Genomic DNA, 19,908 nt, shown 5'->3' on the forward strand with positions numbered 1-19,908 from the left:
AGCATCGACGTCTNAAAAACATACGGGAATTTTATGGGAGGATTGCTATGAGTGAGAAAAGAATTCAGCCGCTGGCACGCGATGCGATGGCCTATGTTCTGGCCGGTGGACGTGGCAGCCGCCTGAAGGAACTGACAGACAGACGCGCAAAACCTGCCGTCTATTTCGGCGGCAAGGCGCGCATCATCGATTTCGCCCTGTCCAACGCGCTGAACTCAGGCATTCGCCGCATCGGTGTCGCCACGCAGTACAAGGCTCACTCGCTCATCCGTCACCTGCAGCGCGGTTGGGACTTCTTCCGCCCGGAACGTAACGAAAGCTTCGATATTCTGCCCGCCTCCCAGCGTGTATCCGAAACGCAATGGTATGAAGGCACCGCCGACGCGGTCTATCAGAACATCGACATTATCGAGTCCCACGGCCCGGAATATATGGTCATTCTGGCGGGTGACCACATCTACAAGATGGACTATGAATACATGCTGCAACAGCATGTGGATTCCGGCGCGGATGTGACCATCGGCTGCCTTGAAGTGCCGCGCATGGAAGCCGTCGGTTTCGGCGTCATGCACGTCAACGAGAAGGATGAAATCATCGATTTCATCGAAAAGCCTGCCGACCCACCAGGCATTCCCGGCAATCCTGATTTCGCCCTGGCGTCCATGGGTATCTACGTGTTCCACACGAAGTTCCTGATGGAATGCCTGCGCCGCGATGCTGCCGACCCGAATTCCAGCCGTGACTTCGGCAAGGATATCATTCCCCATATCGTGCAGCATGGTAAGGCCGTAGCACACCGTTTCGCCTCGTCCTGCGTGCGCTCCGATTTCGAAAACGGTCCATACTGGCGCGATGTCGGCACCATCGATGCCTATTGGCAGGCCAATATCGACCTCACCGACATCGTTCCCGACCTCGACATCTACGACAAGTCCTGGCCGATCTGGACCTATGCGGAAATTCTGCCGCCTGCCAAATTCGTGCATGACGATGAGAACCGCCGTGGCTCGGCCACTTCATCCGTTGTAGCGGGTGACTGCATCATCTCCGGCTCGTCGCTCAATCGCAGCCTGCTGTTTACCGGCGTCAGAGCCAATTCATACTCACGCCTTGAGAATGCCGTAGTGCTGCCGAGTGTGAAAATCGGACGCCACGCCCAACTCAGCAATGTCGTGATCGACCATGGCGTCGTCATTCCGGAAGGGCTTGTTGTTGGAGAAGACCATGACCTGGATGCAAAACGTTTCCGCCGTACAGACAGCGGTATTTGCCTGATAACCCAATCGATGATTGACAAGCTGGATCTATAGACCTCATGAATGTTCTTTCGGTTGCGTCCGAAGTCTATCCACTCATCAAAACCGGAGGGCTCGCCGACGTCGCCGGCGCGCTTCCCATCGCTCTCAAGGCTCACGGGGTCACCANCCGCACGCTGATTCCCGGTTACCCGGCTGTCAAAGCGGCGGTCGAGGGTGCGGTGAAGATTGCCGAATTGCCGGGTCTTCTGGGCGAACATGCCGATATTCTCGAGGCGCATCACGAGGGGCTGGACCTGCTCATTCTGGATGCCCCCGCCTATTACGACCGTCCGGCTGGCCCTTACCTCGATTCCACCGGCAAAGATTTCGCCGACAACTGGAAGCGCTTCGCCGCCTTGTCCCTTGCCGCTGCAGAAATCGCAGCAGGTAAGTTGCAAGGCTGGCAGCCGGACCTGATGCATGCCCATGACTGGCAGGCCGCCATGGCCCCGGTCTATATGCGCTATGCCGAAACGCCAGAAATCCCCAGCATTCTGACCATCCACAACATCGCGTTCCAAGGTCAGTTCGGTGCCAATATTTTCAGCCAGCTTGGCCTGCCTGCCCATGCTTTCAACACCGAAAGCATCGAATATTACAATGATATCAGCTTCCTGAAGGGCGGTATCCAGACATCGACCGTCATCAGCACGGTCAGCCCGTCCTACGCCCAGGAAATACTGACGCCGGAATTCGGCATGGGTCTCGACGGCGTTATTCGCAGCCGCGCCCATGTCATGCACGGCATCGTCAACGGCATCGACGCCGATGTCTGGAANCCCGCCACCGATCATCTGATCCACGACAATTATTCGGCGGCAAATCTCAAACTGCGCACCCTCAACAAGGCGCGGGTGGCCAGCCATTACCGTATCGATCAGGATAGTGGCCCGCTGNTTTGCGTCATTTCCCGTCTGACATGGCNAAAGGGCATCGACCTCGTCGCCGAGGTCGTGGACGATATCGTGGCGGCAGGCGGCAGGCTGGTCGTGCTGGGTGCCGGCGAAATCGGGCTGGAAGGCGCGCTTCTGGCCGCCGCCTCGCGCCATCCGGGCCGGGTGGGTGTCGCCATCGGTTATAACGAGCCGCTGTCGCACCTCATGCAGGCTGGCTGTGATGCCATCATCGTTCCGTCCCGTTTCGAGCCTTGCGGCCTGACACAGCTTTACGCCTTGCGGTACGGCTGCATCCCGGTGGTCGCGCGCAACGGCGGCCTCAATGATACCGTTATCGATGCCAACCATGCGGCCATCGCCGCCAAGGTGGCGACGGGCGTGCAGTTTTCCTCCATCACGGCGGAAGGTTTGCGCCAGGCCATTCGCCGCACCGTGCGCTATTATCACGACCAGAAACTGTGGACGCAGATGCAGAAGCAGGGCATGAAATCGGACGTTTCCTGGGAGAAAAGTGCAGGTCTTTACGCCGCTCTTTACGCCCGACTTATTTCGAAAGGCCAATAAATGACGATCAACACGATCAAAACCAAGCCATTTCAGGACCAGAAGCCCGGCACATCCGGCCTGCGCAAGAAAGTGCCTGTCTTTGCGCAGGAAAACTACGCGGAAAACTTCATTCAGTCGATTTTTGACAGCCTGGAAGGTTTTGCCGGACAGACGCTGGTGATCGGCGGCGACGGTCGTTATTACAACCGCGACGTCATTCNAAAGACCATCAAAATGGCCGCGGCATCCGGTTTCGGTAAGGTTCTGGTCGGCCAGGGCGGCATTCTGTCCACACCTGCCGCATCCCACATCATTCGCAAATACAAGGCCTTCGGTGGCATCGTTCTGTCCGCCAGCCACAATCCCGGCGGCCCCAACGAAGACTTCGGCATCAAATACAACATCGGCAATGGCGGCCCCGCGCCTGAAAAGATCACCGATGCGATTTTCGACCGCACAAAGTCGATCGAGACCTACCGCATTTCCGACGCAGCCGATGTCGACCTCGACATGATTGGAAAAGCTGATGTTGACGGCATGGTGGTCGAAGTGATCGATCCTGTCGCCGACTACGCCGCAATGATGGAAGAGCTGTTCGATTTCGCCGCCATCCGCGATCTGATTGCAGGCGGCTTCAAGGTGGTAGTCGATAGCATGAGCGCCGTCACCGGCCCTTACGCCGTCGAAATCATCGAAAAGCGCCTCGGCGCGCCCGCTGGTTCCGTGTGGAATTCCGTTCCGCTGCCAGATTTCGGCGGCCACCACCCGGACCCGAACCTCGTCCATGCCAAGGACATGTATGACGCGGTGATGAGCGCTGACGGTCCGGATTTCGGCGCCGCGTCAGATGGCGATGGTGACCGCAACATGGTGGTCGGCAAGGGCATGTTCGTCACCCCGTCCGACAGCCTTGCCATCATCGCCGCCAATGCGAAGCTTGCACCCGGCTACGCGTCCGGCATTTCCGGGATCGCCCGCTCCATGCCCACAAGTGCAGCGGCAGACCGTGTGGCCGAAAAGCTCGGCATCGGCATGTACGAAACACCGACAGGCTGGAAGTTCTTCGGCAACCTGCTGGACGCTGGCAAAGTCACCGTTTGCGGCGAAGAGAGCTTCGGCACCGGCTCCAACCATGTTCGCGAAAAGGATGGCCTCTGGGCCGTGCTCTTCTGGCTGAACATCGTCGCCGCCCGCAAGGAAAGCGTCAAGGACATCGTCACCCAGCATTGGGCCGAATACGGCCGCAATTATTATTCGCGCCATGACTATGAAGAAGTCGACAGTGACGCCGCCAACACGCTGGTCTCCATTCTGCGTGAAAAGCTGGCCACCCTGCCCGGCACGACTTACGGCGCACTGAAGGTCAAGGCTGCCGACGACTTCGCCTATAACGACCCGGTCGACCAGTCCGTCAGCAAGAACCAGGGCATCCGCATCCTCTTCGAAGGTGGCTCGCGCATCGTCATCCGCCTATCGGGTACCGGTACGTCGGGCGCGACGCTTCGGCTTTACGTGGAGCGCTACGAGGCGGATGCATCCCGCCATAATATTGAAACGCAAGAGGCTCTGGCTGATCTGATTTCGGCGGCTGATGCGATTGCGGGCATCAAGAAGCAAACGGGGCGTGATGCTCCGACGGTTATTACCTAACCAGTTTCGGCTAGGGCAGTGAGTGGGGTTTTANCCCCCCCTCTGCCCTGCCGGGCATCTTCCCCTCAGGTGGAGATCGACTCGTGGCAACCTTTCGGCCATATTTACTGTCGAGATTTAAGTGTTGTCAGCGCGCCCAGCTAATCTCCCCCTTGTGGGGAAGATGTCCGGCAGGACAGAGGGACAGGCCCCACCCGCAACCCCAACGAACGGAAACCCCATGCCAAGCCCCACCGTTCCTCCACTCGGCGCCATCCTCGCGGCAAACGGCACGGCATTCTCCGTCTACTCCCGCCACGCCTCACACATCGACCTCTGCCTCTTCGACCCCACCGGCACCACCCAAACCGCCCGCCTGCCCATGCAGCGCGGAGCTGACGACATACACCGCCTCACCACCAACGCGCCCATCAGCACCCGCTATGGCTTCCGAGCGGATGGCGTCTACGCACCAGACCACGGCCTGTGGTTCGACCCGTCAAAACTCCTGCTCGACCCCTACGCCACACAGATCGACCGACCCTTCACGCATGACGCCGCACTCTTCACCTTCGGAACCGACACGGCATACATCATGCCGAAGTCCATCGTCTCGCAGCATCAGCCGGTTAAACGCCAGCCACCCCATTTTGCACCGGGCGGCCTTATCTACGAAGTCGCCGTCAAGCCCTTCACCATGCTCCACCCTGATGTGCCTGAAGCCATCAAGGGAACGGTCGCCGCACTCGCCCACCCCGCCGTCATCGCCCACCTCAAACACATCGGCGTCGATGCCATCGAGCTGATGCCCATCACCGCATGGATCGATGAGCGGCATCTTCCACCGCTCGGCCTCACCAATGGTTGGGGCTACAACCCCGTTGGTTTCATGGCCCTGGACCCGCGCCTCTGCCCCGGTGGCGTGGACGAGTTACGAAACACGGTCGCAGCGCTGCATGAAGCGGGCATCGGCGTCATCCTCGATCTCGTCTTCAACCACACCGGCGAAAGTGACCGCTTCGGTTCGACGCTGTCTCTGCGCGGGCTGGATAACCTCACCTATTACCGCCATATGCCAAATGATCCCGGCACGCTGGTCAACGACACCGGCACCGGGAATACCGTCGCCTGCGACCACCCTTACGTCCGCCAGCTTGTTCTCGACACCCTCCGGCACTTCGTGGCGCATGCGGGCATAGACGGCTTCCGCTTCGATCTCGCCCCCATTCTTGGCCGCACGGCAGATGGTTTTGATAGCGCCAGCGAAACACTGACCGCCATGCAAACCGACCCTTTGTTGCATGATCGGGTGTTGATCGCAGAGCCCTGGGATATAGGCCCCGGCGGCTATCAGCTCGGCAATTTCCCCCACAATTTCCTCGAATGGAACGACCGCGCCCGCGATGATCTGCGCCGTTACTGGCGTGGCGATGACGCTACGACCGGCGCGCTGGCCGATGCGCTCGCCGGCTCCTCGCCCATCTTCTCCCGCCACGACAGAACCGAAACCCGCAGCGTTAATTTCCTCGCCGCACATGATGGTTTCACCCTGTTCGATCTCGTGTCCCACGCCCACAAACACAACGAGGCCAATGGCGAAGACAACCGCGATGGCCACAATGAAAACCATTCCTGGAACAACGGCGTCGAGGGGCTGACCAACGATCCAGCCATCCATGCCGCCCGCATCAACGACGTCAAGTCGATGCTCTCCACGCTATTTGCCACGCGCGGAACCATCATGCTGACGGCAGGCGATGAGGGTGGTCGCAGCCAGCAAGGCAACAACAATGCCTATTGTCAGGATAACGAGATCACATGGGTCGATTGGTCAGCGCTTTCGCCGGAACTGATCGAACATACGGCTTTCCTGTCCAATCTGCGCAGGCGCTTCAGCGCTTTCAGCGACATGAATTTCNTTTCGCCCCATACCGATGACGTCTCCTGGCTGTCACCATCGGGAGAGCCGATGAACGCGACGGACTGGGAAAAGCCGGAAGGCACGCCGCTCTCCGTTCTCGTCNAAACCCATGACAGCCTGACCGATGACCCTGTCCGGCTTGCCATTCTGTTCAACCGGACCCACGCGGTCGTGCCGTTTTCACTGCCCGGCGAAGGTTGGCAGGCTATCGGCACGAATTTCGGAAATCCCGCCCACCTGCCTGCCCGCTCAGTCGTCTTCTATCTGCGGCCTTGAATGCTGCATTGCAAAAAGGCCATTGTTCTTTAGGCCCGCCCCTGTAGAGTTCGGCACGTCAAAGCGTTCAAATGCCATGTCTTCGCGAGGAACCATGCCCAAAGAAATCTCTCTGGCTGACGTTAAAGACCTAGTCGGCTCCGAAGTCGGAGTATCGGACTGGATCACCGTCGATCAAGCGATGATCGACGCCTTCGCCAAGGCCACGCTCGACGACCAGTTCATCCACACAGATCCCGAACGCGCCAGGAACGAAAGCCCCTTCGGCGGCACCATCGCCCACGGCTTCCTCACGCTGTCCCTGCTCTCGGCCATGAACTACAGCGCCCTGCCGAAAATCCGCGAACAAACGATGGGCATCAATTACGGCTTCGACAAACTCCACTTCGTCGCCCCCGTCAAAAGCGGCGCGCGCATCCGCGGCCACTTCACACTCGCCGAAGCCCGCTTCCGCGGCGGTGCCATGCTGATGAACACCTATGATGTGACGGTGGAAATCGAAGACGAAAAGAAACCAGCTTTGACAGCGCGGTGGACAACCATCAGTCAGTTTAACCCCGAGGATCGGCCGGAAGACGTGTGACGCGCGCAGCATCGTGTTGCGTTCGCCCTCACGGTCCCGCTAGCGAACATCCATTGCGCACAACGTTTTCTTCCTGACTGGCCGGAACCTGTCCCCGCTATACGCGTTGAAGGCTACACGCCTTGANGGGGGACAATTCAATGGCACAAAATATCACGCAACCGGACGATTCCGCAGAGCCGAAAACTGAGCTCAAACGCGTCATCGGGCCGGGGCTGCTGCTTCTGTTTATCGTGGGAGATATTCTCGGCACCGGCATTTACGCGTTGACCGGACAGGTCGCGGCGGAGGTCGGCGGTGTCGTCTGGCTACCATTCCTCATCGCCTTCGGTGTCGCGCTTCTGACCGCCTGTTCCTATCTGGAACTGGTCACCAAATATCCGAAAGCCGCAGGGGCAGCGCTTTACACGCACAAGGCCTTCGGCGTGCATTTCATCACTTTCCTCGTCGCCTTCACGGTCATGTCGTCGGGCGTTACATCCGCCTCCACGGCGTCACGGGCCTTTGCCGCCAACTTCACCACCGTCACCGGGTTTGACTTCGGTGCCTTCGGCGTCACCGGTGTCGCCATCGCCTTCATTGTCGCAATTGCGCTCATCAATTTTCGCGGCGTAGGCGAAAGCGTGAAGATGAATGTGGTGCTGACCATCGTTGAACTGACCGGCCTCTTGATCATCATCGGCATAGGCTTTTGGGCCATCGGCAATGGACAGGGCGACGTTTCCCGCGTCTGGACATTCGAGCCTGCGGGCGAACATGGCGTCATCTGGTCCGTGGTCGCCGCAACGACGCTCGCTTTCTTCGCCATGGTCGGCTTCGAGGATTCGGTCAATATGGCCGAGGAATGCAAGCAGCCAGCCCGCATCTTCCCCAAGGTGCTACTCGGCGGCCTCGCGATCACCGGCGTCATCTATGTTCTCGTCGCCATTTCCGCTATAACGCTGGTTCCGGCAGCAGATCTTGGCGAAGGCGAAACGCCCTTGCTGAAAGTGGTGGCCGCTGGCGCACCCAACTTTCCCATCGGCATTTTCGGCATCATCACCATGTTCGCGGTGGCCAATTCCGCCCTCATCAACATGATGATGGCCAGCCGCCTGATCTATGGCATGAGCCGCGAAGGCGTCCTGCCCCCCGCACTCGGCAAGGTCCACAAGGCCCGCCAGACACCCTATATCGCCATCGTCTTCACCTCGATCATCGCCATCGGCCTCATCGCCTTTGCAGGCGGCGTCCCGGCCCTCGGCGGCACCACAGCGCTGCTCCTGCTTGGCGTCTTCACCATCGTCAACGTTGCCGTACTGGTGCTGCGAAAGGACAAGGTCGAGCACAAACACTTCCGTACCCCCACCATCCTGCCCATCATCGGCGCCGTCAGTTGCTTCTTCCTCGTCGGACCATGGACAGGGCGAGATATGGTGCAATATTCCATCGCTGGTGTGCTGCTGTTCATCGGCGTGTTGTTGTGGCTGGCGACGATCAGCTTCATGAAGATGCAGGAGAAGGCGGCGTAACAGGCGTAACAGGCGTCACACGCCCCCACTCCGTCACCCCGGCCCTGAGCAAGGGTCCAGCGACCTGATGTCCGTCAGGTCAAAAGACTCTTTCAGCTCAAGGACTTGGCCTGACTGGATCCCGGCTCAAGGCCGAGATGACGGAAGAGGGAAATGTCACCTACATTCCGCCATACGCAAAAGATCGCAGTGTCGCCAAGCATAGTTGCAATCCGCCGCAACAGTGATACATCGAAATTCCGGCTCCCATTTCAAAAGGAAATCATATGCCGGACTTTTCCACTCTCATGCTTTTTTCCGCCGCAGCACTCGTTCTGACAGCGACGCCCGGTCCCGATATGTTGTTGATTGCCTCTCGCAGTGTCAGCCAAGGCCGGTCCGCCGGTTTTCTGACATATGCGGGAATAGCCGTCGGCACGTATTGCCACGCGCATGCAGCGGCACTCGGTCTGTCTCAGCTTTTTCTGACTGTTCCCGTCGCTTATGAGATCGTGCGATGGGCGGGCTGCGCCTACCTGCTATATCTCGCATACAAGACCCTTCGTGCAAAAAGCTCAGCCTTCGCGCCATCGGCAGGTCTCNAAAAACTTTCGACCAAACGAATCTTCACGGAAGGGTTAGCGACCAATCTGCTGAACCCGAAAATGGCACTGTTCGTGCTGGCGCTTTTCCCGCAATTCATCGATCCGAATGGCAGCTCCCTGCTGGTTCAGATGCTCCTGCTCGCCAGTATTTTGAACGGCATCGGTTTTCTGGTAAATGGCGCCGTAATTATTCTGGGTACGAGCATCCGCAATCGTCTGTCCGCAGTCAGCCGTTTTCCCAAGCTGCCGCAATATCTGCTGGCGACAGTTTTTACAGGCCTCGCATGCCGCTTGGCACTTGGATCAAGAAACTAACGGACACACAAGAGTGGCTGTGGCATGCGCGACAGCCTCAGTCTTGCGAAGCCCCCGCATCCCGCGCGCCCTCTTCCAGCAACCCGAACACATAGTCCGCAAACGAGCGCCAGCATTCCACCCGAAACGTGTCTTCCGCCACGCGCAAGATCACCACTTCCGCCTTGCCTAATACCGTGCGCGAGCAGGCTCCGACCGGGAACACACCAAGTGACAAGTCCTGCGGGCAGCCAGCGTTCAGCGTGGCCTCCGCGCCTTCGCCGGACACGGTGATGGCCGTGTTGCGGTGGGAGACGTCGGTGGCGGAGTGGGGGGCGGAGACGGTGGCGCAGGCGTCGAGCAGGTTGCTTTCGCCCTGGTCGATCACCAGCCATTCGTCCGGGCCCAGCCAAAGTGCGGCACGCAAAGCTGAGGTTGTGGACGTCTTGGGGGCCTGCGGCATGCTGATGTCCAGTGCCTGCGAAAGCTCGCTGACAGCATCCGCCTTGGCGCGCAGCGCCAGTCGGTAAGCGGGTGCCGCCATCTTGATGGAGACGGTTGCGGAACCGGCGCGCGCGCCCTCCAGAACCAAAGTGCGGTTTGCCATTGCGATATCAGCCATTGATGCGGCCTCCTTCCTTGTCGAAGAACACCATGTCCGTCACCTCAACTGCAATCGTCTTGTCGGCCAGTGGAATGTAGAGCGTTTCACCCATCCGCGCCCGGCCACCGGCCACCAGCCCGAAGGCGATGGAACGGCCGAGATTTTCGGACCAGTAGGATGATGTCACATGGCCCAGCATCGTCATCGGCTTCGGCTGGTTCGGATCGACAACGATCTGCCCGCCCTCTTCCGGCACATCATGCGGANTTTTCGGCAGCAGACCAACCAGTTGCTTGCGGCCCTCGCGCTTGAGGTCCGGGCGTTGCAAACCGCGAATACCGACGAAATCGGTCTTCTTCTTGGACACCGCCCAACCAAGTCCCGCATCGTCAGGCGTTACCGTGCCGTCCGTATCTTGCCCGACGATGATATAGCCCTTTTCGGCGCGTAGAATATGCATGGTCTCGGTGCCATAGAGGCAACCGCCAACGGCCTCGGCGCGCTCCGCAATCGTCTTCCAAACCGCCGGACCGAAATCGGCTGGCACGTTGATTTCGAAGCCGAGTTCGCCGGTAAAGGACACGCGGAACAGTCGCGTCGGCACACCACAGATCGTACCTTCGGAAATCGCCATATGCGGGAAGGCGTCGGGCGAAAGATCGATACCATCCACCAGTGGCGCGATCACCTCACGCGCCTTCGGNCCCTGCACCGCAATCACCGCCCATTGTTCGGTAGCGGATGTCAGCCAGACATTCAGGTCCGGGAATTCGGTCTGGAGATAGTCTTCCATGTGCTGCAACACACGCGGCGCACCGCCTGTTGTCGTCGTCACATGGAAACGGTCCTCGGCCAGACGCCCAACCACACCGTCATCGTAAACGAAGCCGTCTTCGCGGGTCATGATGCCGTAGCGGCAGCGGCCGGGCTTCAGCGTGTCCCAGGCATTCGTGTAGAGCAGGTTGAGGAACTTGGCCGCATCCGGGCCGACCACCTCGATCTTGCCGAGCGTGGAGGCGTCGAACACGCCCACCGTCTCGCGCACCGTTTTGCATTCGCGGTTCACCGNCTGGTGCATGTCTTCCCCGCCACGCGGATAGAACCACGCACGCTTCCAGTTGCCCACGTCTTCAAAGGCGGCACCGGCGGCCTCTTCCAGCGCATGCATCGGCGTCTTGCGGGCGGGGTCGAACAGCTTCCCACGCGAATGGCCCACCAGCGTGCCGAAAGTCACCGGCGTGTAGGGCGCACGAAATGTCGTCAGCCCCACCTTGGGCAAATCGCGCCCCAGCGCTTCGGATGCGATGGCCAGACCATGCATGTTGGACATCTTGCCCTGATCGGACGCCATGCCGTTGGTCGTGAAGCGCTTGATATGCTCGATGGAATGCATGCCCTCGCGCACCGCAAGGCGGATATCCTTGGCGCAGACATCGTGCTGGAAATCGATGAAGGCTTTGACGTTGTCGCCTTCGCCCGCCCCTTCCGCCGCACCAATCATGCCGCCGGTCCACACATGCGCGTTGCTGGCGGAAAACTCTGCCTTACCACCACCCGCAGATGCGGCCTCGGCAATCAGGGCGTTCAGATCATCCGTGCCGTTGCAGGCACCGATGGAGATGCAATTCTGCACATGTACATCCGGCAGAAAACGCTGGNTTTCCGCATCATATTTCAGCTTGCCGCGCGATTGCGAGAAGAGATGCACGGATGGCGTCCAGCCTGCGGAAACGATAAGCGCATCGACCTTGATCTTGCGCTTCGAAGACCCGCCATTGCGACCGACGGTGATGGAGGAGACCCGCAGACGACCAGCCGTATCATACACACTGTGGCCCGCCAGCACCTCGATGCCCAGCGCCCGCGCTTCGTCCAGAAGCTTCGCATTCGGGNTTTCACGGCAATCGATTATGGCGGCAATCGCCACCCCTGCCCGTTTCAGATCGAATGCGGTCTCATAAGCAGAATCATGAGCGGTGTAGACACCCACATTGTGGCCCACGGCCACGCCGTACTGGTTGAGATAGGTGCGAGCCGCAGAGGCCAGCATGATGCCGGGGCGGTCGTTGNTTGCAAACACCATGTGCCGCTCGATAGCACCCGTCGCCATCACCACCTTCTTCGCCCGCACCTGCCATAGCCGCTCACGCGGCTCATGTCCCGGCGTCGCAAGGTGGTCGGTCACGCGCTCGGCCAGCGCTATGAAATTGTGGTTGTAATAACCGAAGACGGTCGTGCGCGTCAGCACCTGCACATTGGGCATGGCTTTCAGTTCGGCCAAAGTCCTCTGCGCCCAGTCGTAGCCGTTGATACCGTCGATGGTTGTGCCGGTATCGAAGCGAAGCGCACCGCCAACCTCCGGGTTCTCATCGGCCAGAATAACCTTCGCGCCCGTCTTGGCCGCAGCAAGTGCTGCCGTCAGACCGGCCACACCGCCGCCTGCCACCAGCAGGTCGCAATGGGCGTAACGGCTGGCATAATGGTCGCTGTCGCCTTCCTTCGGCGCATTACCCAGACCAGCTGCACGGCGAATGATCGGCTCATACAGCTTGTCCCACGCGGCCTTCGGCCACATGAAGGTCTTGTAGTAGAAGCCCGCCACGAACATCGGCGAAAAGAAGTCGTTGACCGCGCCAACATCGAAGGACAGTGACGGGAATCGGTTCTGCGAAGACACGATCGCCCCATCGAACACTTCCTGCACCGTGGCGCGCACGTTCGGCTGCTTGCGGCTGCTGTCTCTGGACACATCGATCAGCGCATTCGGTTCTTCCGGCCCGGCGGAGAGAAACCCGCGCGGACGGTGATATTTGAACGAACGGCCAATCAGATGCACGCCATCGGCCAGCAGCGCAGAGGCAACCGTGTCTCCCTGCAAAGCCGTGTGGATCTTGCCGTCGAAGGTAAAGCGCGCAGTGCGCGCAGGCGTCAGGCGACCAGCGCCTTTGATGCGATACGCGCCGCTCATCGGGCTGCTCCTTCATGTCCGGCCAGAACCGTGGCCTCGTCCGGCTTCGGCTCGCCCGCCTTGTACGTCAGGTGGATCTTGTCGGTCACGGAATGGCGCGCCGCATTGAAGAACCGTCCACAGCCGTGGATATGCCGCCAGCGCTCGAACACGATGCCCTTGTCATTGTCGCGCATGAAGAAATATTCAGCGAATTCCTCGTCCGAAATGGCAGAGATGTTTTCGGGCCGCGCAATATGCGCCTCTCCCGCCCAGCGGAATTCCAGTTCGGAGCGCTCTTCTTCACAATATGGGCAGCGGATCAATAACATCGTCGTTTCACCTAAAGAGAGCTTTCCGGAATCACCGTTCCGGCGGGTTGGTCACACAGGCGCTTTCCCATCGTCACATAGGGAGACAACCTTTTTATCAGGTCTTCATAATTGGCGTAGGCTCTGAACGCATCGCCCCGGCCGACATTGATGATCGCCATCGCCATGAAATTGGTGTCGATGTTGATCGGATATTCGTTCTCACCCTCGGCATTTTGCGGCACGAAATAAACCAGCTTCTGGCCCATGCTCGGCGCACACATCAGGTAACCTTCGTCAGCCGTAAACGGCCAGTCGGCCTCCCCTTGCGCCTTGCGGATCGTCTGCACGCGAAAATCCCCCGCCTCCGGCACAATGCTGTTGACCGTCAAAGGTGACGATCCCAACGCTGCGCTCAGAAGAACGGTTGCCATCATCAATGCGCCACCGCCGCCGCCGCCGCCTCATCGATCAGCCGTCCAGAACGGAACCGCTCCAGATTGAGGCCTTCCGCCAGCTTGTGCGGCTCACCGCGCGCGATCAGATGCGCAAACAGATGCGCAGACCCCGGCGTTGCCTTGAAACCGCCCGTGCCCCAGCCACAATTGACGAAAAGGTTCGGCACCGGCGTCACGCTCTGGATGGCGGACCTGTCAGGCGTGTTATCGGTAATGCCGCCCCATTGGCGCATCATCTTCACCCGGCGGAACATTGGGAACAGCTCGCAGATCGCATCCAGCGTGTGGGTGATGATCTGCAAACCACCGGTCTGGGAATAGGAATTGTATTGGTCCGTGCCAGCACCAATCACCAGCTCACCCTTGTCGGATTGCGAAATATAGGCATGCACCGTATTGGACATGACAACGCAAGGGAAAATCGGCTTCAACGGCTCCGATACCAGCGCCTGCAACGGGTTGGAGGCAAGCGGCACCCGCACATCCGCCATCTTCATGACGACAGACGAATGCCCCGCAGCCGAAACGCCGATCTTCTTGGCGCCGATAAAGCCGCGATTGGTCTCCACGCCCGTCACCGCACCGTCAGGTCCGCGCCTGATGGCGGTCACTTCACAGTTCTGGATCACGTGAACGCCGCGATCGGATGCCGCGCGCGCATAACCCCAGTTCACCGCATCATGCCGCGCCGTGCCGCCCCGGCGCTGAAGCGCTGCACCATTGATGGCGTAACGCGCATTGGCGGAAATATCGAGCGGCGGACAGTAGGCCTTGGCCTGTTCGGGCGTCAGCCATTCATTGTCAATGCCGTAGAGCCTGTTGGCATTGATATGGCGCTTGAAGCTCTGCTGGTCATGCACGTTGTGCGACAGCATCATCACGCCACGCGCCGAATACATCACATTGTAGTTGAGATCCTGGCTCAGGCCTTCCCACAGCTTCAGGGAATGCTCGTAAATGTCCATGCTCTCTTCATAGAGATAGTTGGAGCGGATGATGGTGGTGTTGCGCCCGCTGTTCCCGCCGCCGATCCAGCCCTTTTCCAGCACCGCAATGTTGGTAATGCCGTGTTCCTTGGCAAGATAATAGGCCGCACCCAGCCCATGCCCGCCACCACCGATAATGATGACGTCATAGTCCTTGCGCGGTTCGGGAGAAGCCCACTGCGCATCCCAGCCCTTGTGCCCACGCAAAGCCTCGCGAGCGACGGCGAAAACCGAATATTTGCGCATTGGCGAACCACTCCTGAGAAAACCGGCTCGATTATTCCGGCACCATCATACACATGACAAATCAATACCGACTGCAATGTCCANTTTGCGACGCGCCCACATAAAGTATCGACATTGCCNAAACCAAAGTGAACGGCGCGGCCCGAAACGCCTTTCCCGAAACGCGCTGACGCATATTGTCGAGCCCGAAAACTTTCACTAATGGTATATCGATATTGAAAGTTCTTGCCAGAGTTGAGAATTGCCATGCGCCTGCTTCGAAAGCCCGTCGATGACCTCGCTCTATCAGTGGTCTGCGTATGTACCGCCATCTATCTCCTGTCGGCAGCCTTCAGCATGGTCGCGGCACCGCCCACGGAGCCATGGATCAAATTTCTGTTTGAACCGTCGCTGGAAACGCTCATTGACATGGGCATTGGCGGCAGCCTGCCCCTGCGCCAGCTCGATATCTGGTCGCTGATAACCTCGACCTATCTCCATGCGGATATCGTGCACATCGGCCTCAACGCCATGTGCCTGTTCGCATTTTTCCCTGTCGTCACACGGCAATATGGCAAGGCCAAGGGTTTCGTCATCTACACTGCCGCTGGCATCGCAGGCAGCCTGCTGTCAGCGGCAACAGGCGAGGTCTATTCTCTGGGTGCATCAGGCGGCGTTGTCGGCCTATATGGCGCCATGGTCGCCTACGGTATCAGCAGTGACGATCCCGCGCGCTGGGCACCGGTCAAGGCGGAAGCGCTCTGGGTCGCGGCCAATTTCGCATTTGGCCTTACGCTTTCCGACAGCATCAGCAACGCCGGACATTTTGGCGGTTTGCTGGGAGGTCTCGCGGCAGGCCTGCTCATCGGCCCCGCCAAAGGCGAGACGACAGCNTTTTTCCGCTCGAAGGCATCCTTGACCTGCATGGCGCTCGTCGGTGCATTTCTTGCCGTCAGCCTCTCCCAGGGAGCATGGGCCACCTATCTGGCCGTGAAGGATCGCCCCGCCTACGACGCTCGCCTTGCGGCCCGGCGGGCAGTGGAACTGGATGAGATGATCCGNAAATCGCCGAACGATGCTGCGTCTCTTCTCGCCCGCGCCAACCAGAGTTATTCCCGCAAGGACTGGAACGCAGCCTTGACGGATTTGGACGCCGCCGTCTCCATCGACCCCACTTTTGAAGCGCTTTATTTCAAAGCATCCAGCCTTTATATGCTGGCGCGCTACGACGAGGCACTGAGGGTGTACGACACGCTGGTGCAAAGGTTCGAGCCCAGGATCCCTGTCCATTATTTTAGGGCAGCGACCCAGGAGCAACTCGGCAATCCTGAAGATGCAAAATCTGATTACAACGAAATCATCACGCTTGAGCCAACCGATGCAGACGAATTCCAGATGCGAGCAACAGTCTTCGGCCTCTTGGGAAAAATGGATGAAGCGTTGGAAGACTATAATCGCTCCATCGAACTCGATGGCAGCATTGCTGGCGTCCATCTTGATCGAGGATCGCTCCTAGCGACCCGCGCGCAATACGAAAATGCCATTGCCGATTATGATCAGGCGCTGCTGCTGGAACCTCAATCGACCCGAGCTCGTCTCTTGAGAGCGGAAGCTTTCACGAACATGAGCCAATATCAGAAATCAATTGAAGACTACACAGACGCTATAGATAACGGCGTCAACGACTCTACGGCATGGAATGGTCGTGCTTGGGCTTATTATAAACTCGGGCAACAGGCACAAGCACTTGCTGACGTGGAAAAATCCCTGGCTCTCGCTCCGGAATATTCCGCCGCATTGGATACTCGTGGCCACATTCTTGAGGCAACAGGCCAGCGCGACAAAGCAATCGCAGACTACCGGGCAGCACTTTCTAAAGATGCCAAAAACACCAGCAGCCTAGAAGGACTGGCTCGCCTTAACGCGCAATAAAGGCCCGAAAACGTGCATTTTCCCTTGCGCATTTGCGTTAACGGCTGGACTTCACAAAAATGATCTGATATTGCACCACACCAATCGCGCGGCCACACGGCCAACCGAACGATTTTTTGTTTGCTTGCGAATGCCACTATTCACACGGCAAAATAACCAACCAAAGGAACGGGATTCACGTGCAGGTACTAGTCCGCGACAACAACGTTGATCAGGCGCTTCGCGCTCTCAAGAAGAAGATGCAGCGCGAAGGCATCTTCCGCGAAATGAAGATGCGTGATTTCTACGAGAAGCCTTCCCAGAAGCGCGCTCGTGAAAAAGCTGAAGCCGTTCGCCGCGTTCGTAAGCTGGCCCGCAAGCGTATGCAGCGTGAAGGTCTGATTGCAGGCCCACGTCCAGCACCTGGCCGCACGTAAGGCCGTTTTTTCGACGTTTTTGAATGCTTATGGGGCGGGGGCGATTTTTTCGCCGCCGCTCTTTGAGTTTAAAAGCTTGGAACGGGCTTGGTAGAGGGAACCCAAATCGCATGAACGCTGTTGATACCCGTCAGTCCAGAAATCCGTTTGCGATCTCAAGCGGCGTATCTCAGAGNAAAAAAATGCGAATTAGTTCTTCCCTGTTTGTGTGTGGGGTCCTCGTGGCCCTGTCCGGTTGCGCCACCTCGTCGCCAACCAACGATGNTTTCCAACTGGACCGCGCGCAAGGTTCAACGGNAAATATTACGTCTCTGACCTCGGTCATCAACGCCAACCCGCAAGACCCTGAAGGCTACAATGTTCGTGGCTCGGCCTACGGCCGTGCTGGCGATTCGAAACGGGCCATCGCGGATTTCGAGCGCGCCTTGCAGCTCAATCCACGTTTCTACCAGGCATATGCCAACCGTGCGCTCGTTTATCGCAACAGCGGCCAGCAGCAGTTGGCCTTGCAGGATTACAATTCCGCGCTTCAGATCAATCCAAGCTACGACGTCGCCCTGATCGGTCGCGGTAATCTCTATCGCCAGACGGGTCGCGTCAACGAAGCCTTCAACGACTTCTCGGCTGCCATCAACCTCGACACGACCGATGGTCGCGCATGGCACAATCGCGGCCTGATCTATCAGCTGCGCAACCAGCATGCACAGGCCATCGAAGATTTCTCCAAGGCCATTTCGCTCTCGCCGAACTCGCCTGAGCCTTACAATGGCCGTGGCATTTCCTACGTCGCGACGAACGACGATGAAAACGCCTTCGCAGATTTCAACCATGCGATCGCGCTCGATGGCGACCTTGCCGAATCCTGGGCCAACCAGGCACTTGTCTACGAGCGCCGTGGCGAAAAAGACAAAGCCGCCAAATCATACGGTCACGCCGCCCGCCTAGACCCAAAATACAAACCCGCCGTCGATGGCCTTGCCCGCACCCGCGGCGCAACACCGGCGTAAACGACAGCAGTCACATACACAAAGAAAAGCCGGAAGCATTGCTCCCGGCNTTTTTGTTGTAAAGCCCTCCCCAACCATCACATCCTTAAGCGGCGAGTTCTTGCGCTAATGCCCGCCCAGCCAAGCGTGCGATATGCAGCAGGCGGTCGAGGTCGAGCCCCCTGCGGGCCTTGGCGGAAAGACCTGTCATGGTGGTGCCGATGAAATCCGTCAGGCGTTCCGCATCCTCCGGGTGGCGTGCGGCAATGTACGTGCAGATGACAGCCTCTGCAGCCGCGTGGAAGACACAAGCAGCCGCGCGCGCTTCCTCGTCATTGCAACGGGTGCCTTCCAGCACAAGACAGCCAGCGGCTGTCGGATCAGCAGCATAGAGCCGAGCGGCTTCTTCCAGCAGCAACGCGACGCATTCGGCCACCGGTCGGTCGGGTCGCAGGATATCGGCAAGAGGAATGGCACCTGTTGCCGCGTAGCGAACTAAAACGCGGTCATAGAGGCCGGCTTTATTGCCGAAGGCAGCGTAAAAGCTGGGCGGATTGATACCGAGCGCTTCTGTGACATCCGCCACGCTGACAGCGTCATAGCCTCGCGCGTGGAACAGGTGTTGGGCAACGGCCACGCCCTGATCGGGATCAAAACGGCGTGGACGGCCACGCGGCCGTACAGTATTTGTAGTGTTCATTACAAAAATCTCTTGACGAATACTTCCAAGCATTTATGTAGCATTCATTAAATTAATTCTCAAGGAGCCCAGATGTTAACTTTTCAAGGAAAATCCGTTCTGGTACTCGGCGGCAGCCGGGGTATCGGAGCAGCCATTGTGCGCCGGTTTGCGGCAGAAGGCGCTGTCGTGACCTTCACCTATGCGGGCTCACGGGATGCGGCAGATCAACTGGCTTCTGAGACGGGAAGCAAGGCAGTTTTGACAGATAGCGCCAACCGAGATGACGTTATCACGCGAGTACGCGAAAGCGGCCCTCTGGACATATTGGTGGTCAATGCCGGGATAGCCATTTTCGGCGACGCTCTGGAACAGGATCCTGACGCGATAGACCGACTGTTTCAGATCAATATCCAGGCACCCTACCACGCCTCGGTGGAGGCAGCGCGCCAGATGCCAGACGGTGGACGGATCATTGTCATCGGCTCGGTCAATGGTGACCGGATGCCCGTCCCTGGCATGGCGTCCTATGCGGTCAGCAAGTCTGCCCTACAGGGCTTGGCGCGAGGGCTGGCGCGCGACTTTGGCCCTCGCGGTATCACGATCAACGTCGTCCAGCCGGGACCGGTCGATACCGACGCAAACCCGGAGAATGGCCCGATGAAAGACCTCATGCACAGCTTCATGGCCATCAAGCGCCATGGGCGGCCTGAAGAAGTTGCGGGAATGGTCGCCTGGCTTGCAGGCCCCGAAGCTGGTTTCGTGACCGGGGCGATGCATACGATTGACGGTGCGTTTGGCGCTTGATGATGAAACGCGAGGGAAG

17 protein-coding genes are annotated in these 19,908 nt (G+C 58.8%); 11 read left to right on the plus strand and 6 right to left on the minus strand.

Annotated features, from left to right (window positions below; genetic code table 11):
• The first annotated feature begins 47 nt into the window (after window positions 1-47).
• The 7 genes from glgC (at window position 48) to CUC55_RS21845 (ending at window position 9,559) form a co-directional block, all read left to right on the plus strand.
• Window positions 48-1,310 (plus strand): glucose-1-phosphate adenylyltransferase, encoded by a 1,263-nt coding sequence (glgC, locus tag CUC55_RS21815; RefSeq protein WP_067650931.1) that lies wholly within the window; start codon window positions 48-50, stop codon window positions 1,308-1,310.
• Between the two features lie 5 nt (window positions 1,311-1,315).
• Complete coding sequence (gene glgA / locus CUC55_RS21820; RefSeq protein WP_103089113.1) at window positions 1,316-2,758, plus strand: glycogen synthase GlgA; 1,443 nt, start codon at window positions 1,316-1,318, stop codon at window positions 2,756-2,758.
• Window positions 2,759-4,390, plus strand: a complete 1,632-nt coding sequence (locus CUC55_RS21825) for an alpha-D-glucose phosphate-specific phosphoglucomutase (protein WP_103089114.1) — start codon at window positions 2,759-2,761, stop codon at window positions 4,388-4,390.
• A 220-nt stretch (window positions 4,391-4,610) separates the two neighbouring features.
• On the plus strand, window positions 4,611-6,566 hold the full coding sequence (glgX, locus tag CUC55_RS21830; protein ID WP_103089115.1) for a glycogen debranching protein GlgX: 1,956 nt from the start codon (window positions 4,611-4,613) through the stop codon (window positions 6,564-6,566).
• Between the two features lie 94 nt (window positions 6,567-6,660).
• Window positions 6,661-7,149, plus strand: a complete 489-nt coding sequence (locus tag CUC55_RS21835) for a MaoC family dehydratase (RefSeq protein ID WP_067650942.1) — start codon at window positions 6,661-6,663, stop codon at window positions 7,147-7,149.
• 140 nt (window positions 7,150-7,289) lie between these two features.
• The gene (locus tag CUC55_RS21840) at window positions 7,290-8,660 is read left to right on the plus strand and encodes an APC family permease (protein WP_067650945.1); all 1,371 of its coding nucleotides are present in this window, start codon (window positions 7,290-7,292) and stop codon (window positions 8,658-8,660) included.
• Window positions 8,661-8,926: 266 nt separating this feature from the next.
• Entirely contained in the window at window positions 8,927-9,559 is a 633-nt protein-coding gene (locus CUC55_RS21845; RefSeq protein ID WP_103089116.1) for a LysE family translocator, read from the plus strand.
• Window positions 9,560-9,596: 37 nt separating this feature from the next.
• On the opposite strand, the gene CUC55_RS21850 is transcribed toward CUC55_RS21845, so the two are convergent.
• The 5 genes from CUC55_RS21850 to CUC55_RS21870 all read right to left on the minus strand — a co-directional run bounded on the left by CUC55_RS21850 (window position 9,597) and on the right by CUC55_RS21870 (window position 15,090).
• Window positions 9,597-10,160 (minus strand): sarcosine oxidase subunit gamma, encoded by a 564-nt coding sequence (locus CUC55_RS21850; RefSeq protein ID WP_067650952.1) that lies wholly within the window; start codon window positions 10,158-10,160, stop codon window positions 9,597-9,599.
• The gene (locus CUC55_RS21855) at window positions 10,153-13,110 is read right to left on the minus strand and encodes a sarcosine oxidase subunit alpha (RefSeq protein WP_103089117.1); all 2,958 of its coding nucleotides are present in this window, start codon (window positions 13,108-13,110) and stop codon (window positions 10,153-10,155) included. Before CUC55_RS21855 ends, CUC55_RS21850 begins: the two co-directional genes overlap by 8 nt.
• Complete coding sequence (locus CUC55_RS21860; RefSeq protein WP_067650958.1) at window positions 13,107-13,421, minus strand: sarcosine oxidase subunit delta; 315 nt, start codon at window positions 13,419-13,421, stop codon at window positions 13,107-13,109. The genes CUC55_RS21855 and CUC55_RS21860 overlap by 4 nt, the downstream gene beginning before the upstream one ends.
• Window positions 13,422-13,432: 11 nt before the next feature.
• Window positions 13,433-13,792: a hypothetical protein gene (locus tag CUC55_RS21865; protein ID WP_245304001.1), complete on the minus strand. Its 360-nt coding sequence runs from the start codon at window positions 13,790-13,792 to the stop codon at window positions 13,433-13,435.
• Between the two features lie 44 nt (window positions 13,793-13,836).
• Window positions 13,837-15,090: a sarcosine oxidase subunit beta family protein gene (locus tag CUC55_RS21870; RefSeq protein ID WP_067650964.1), complete on the minus strand. Its 1,254-nt coding sequence runs from the start codon at window positions 15,088-15,090 to the stop codon at window positions 13,837-13,839.
• A 408-nt stretch (window positions 15,091-15,498) separates the two neighbouring features.
• On the opposite strand from CUC55_RS21870, the gene CUC55_RS21875 reads away from it, so the two are divergent.
• From CUC55_RS21875 to CUC55_RS21885, 3 genes are all read left to right on the plus strand, one after another.
• On the plus strand, window positions 15,499-17,001 hold the full coding sequence (locus CUC55_RS21875) for a rhomboid family intramembrane serine protease (RefSeq protein ID WP_425352905.1): 1,503 nt from the start codon (window positions 15,499-15,501) through the stop codon (window positions 16,999-17,001).
• 179 nt (window positions 17,002-17,180) lie between these two features.
• Window positions 17,181-17,417: a 30S ribosomal protein S21 gene (gene rpsU, locus CUC55_RS21880; protein WP_067650970.1), complete on the plus strand. Its 237-nt coding sequence runs from the start codon at window positions 17,181-17,183 to the stop codon at window positions 17,415-17,417.
• A gap of 110 nt (window positions 17,418-17,527) precedes the next feature.
• The gene (locus CUC55_RS21885) at window positions 17,528-18,424 is read left to right on the plus strand and encodes a tetratricopeptide repeat protein (RefSeq protein WP_103089118.1); all 897 of its coding nucleotides are present in this window, start codon (window positions 17,528-17,530) and stop codon (window positions 18,422-18,424) included.
• Window positions 18,425-18,509: 85 nt separating this feature from the next.
• Here CUC55_RS21885 and CUC55_RS21890 read toward each other — a convergent pair whose 3' ends face one another.
• Window positions 18,510-19,103, minus strand: a complete 594-nt coding sequence (locus CUC55_RS21890; protein ID WP_067650976.1) for a TetR/AcrR family transcriptional regulator — start codon at window positions 19,101-19,103, stop codon at window positions 18,510-18,512.
• Between the two features lie 72 nt (window positions 19,104-19,175).
• On the opposite strand from CUC55_RS21890, the gene bdcA reads away from it, so the two are divergent.
• A complete protein-coding gene (bdcA, locus tag CUC55_RS21895) occupies window positions 19,176-19,889 on the plus strand; it encodes an SDR family oxidoreductase (protein WP_067650979.1) in 714 nt (237 codons plus the stop codon).
• Window positions 19,890-19,908 lie beyond the last annotated feature (19 nt).

The organism is Agrobacterium bohemicum (genome assembly GCF_002896715.1).
Classification (GTDB): Bacteria; Pseudomonadota; Alphaproteobacteria; order Rhizobiales; family Rhizobiaceae; genus Agrobacterium; species Agrobacterium bohemicum.

What these genes read in the sequence shown, in the direction of transcription:
- glgC (WP_067650931.1), top strand. Translation starts at nt 48, where the DNA reads ATGAGTGAGAAAAGAATTCAGCCGCTGGCACGCGATGCGATGGCCTAT.
- CUC55_RS21835 (WP_067650942.1), top strand. Translation starts at nt 6,661, where the DNA reads ATGCCCAAAGAAATCTCTCTGGCTGACGTTAAAGACCTAGTCGGCTCC.
- CUC55_RS21840 (WP_067650945.1), top strand. Translation starts at nt 7,290, where the DNA reads ATGGCACAAAATATCACGCAACCGGACGATTCCGCAGAGCCGAAAACT.
- CUC55_RS21850 (WP_067650952.1), bottom strand. Translation starts at nt 10,160, where the DNA reads ATGGCTGATATCGCAATGGCAAACCGCACTTTGGTTCTGGAGGGCGCG.
- CUC55_RS21860 (WP_067650958.1), bottom strand. Translation starts at nt 13,421, where the DNA reads ATGTTATTGATCCGCTGCCCATATTGTGAAGAAGAGCGCTCCGAACTG.
- CUC55_RS21870 (WP_067650964.1), bottom strand. Translation starts at nt 15,090, where the DNA reads ATGCGCAAATATTCGGTTTTCGCCGTCGCTCGCGAGGCTTTGCGTGGG.
- CUC55_RS21890 (WP_067650976.1), bottom strand. Translation starts at nt 19,103, where the DNA reads ATGAACACTACAAATACTGTACGGCCGCGTGGCCGTCCACGCCGTTTT.
- bdcA (WP_067650979.1), top strand. Translation starts at nt 19,176, where the DNA reads ATGTTAACTTTTCAAGGAAAATCCGTTCTGGTACTCGGCGGCAGCCGG.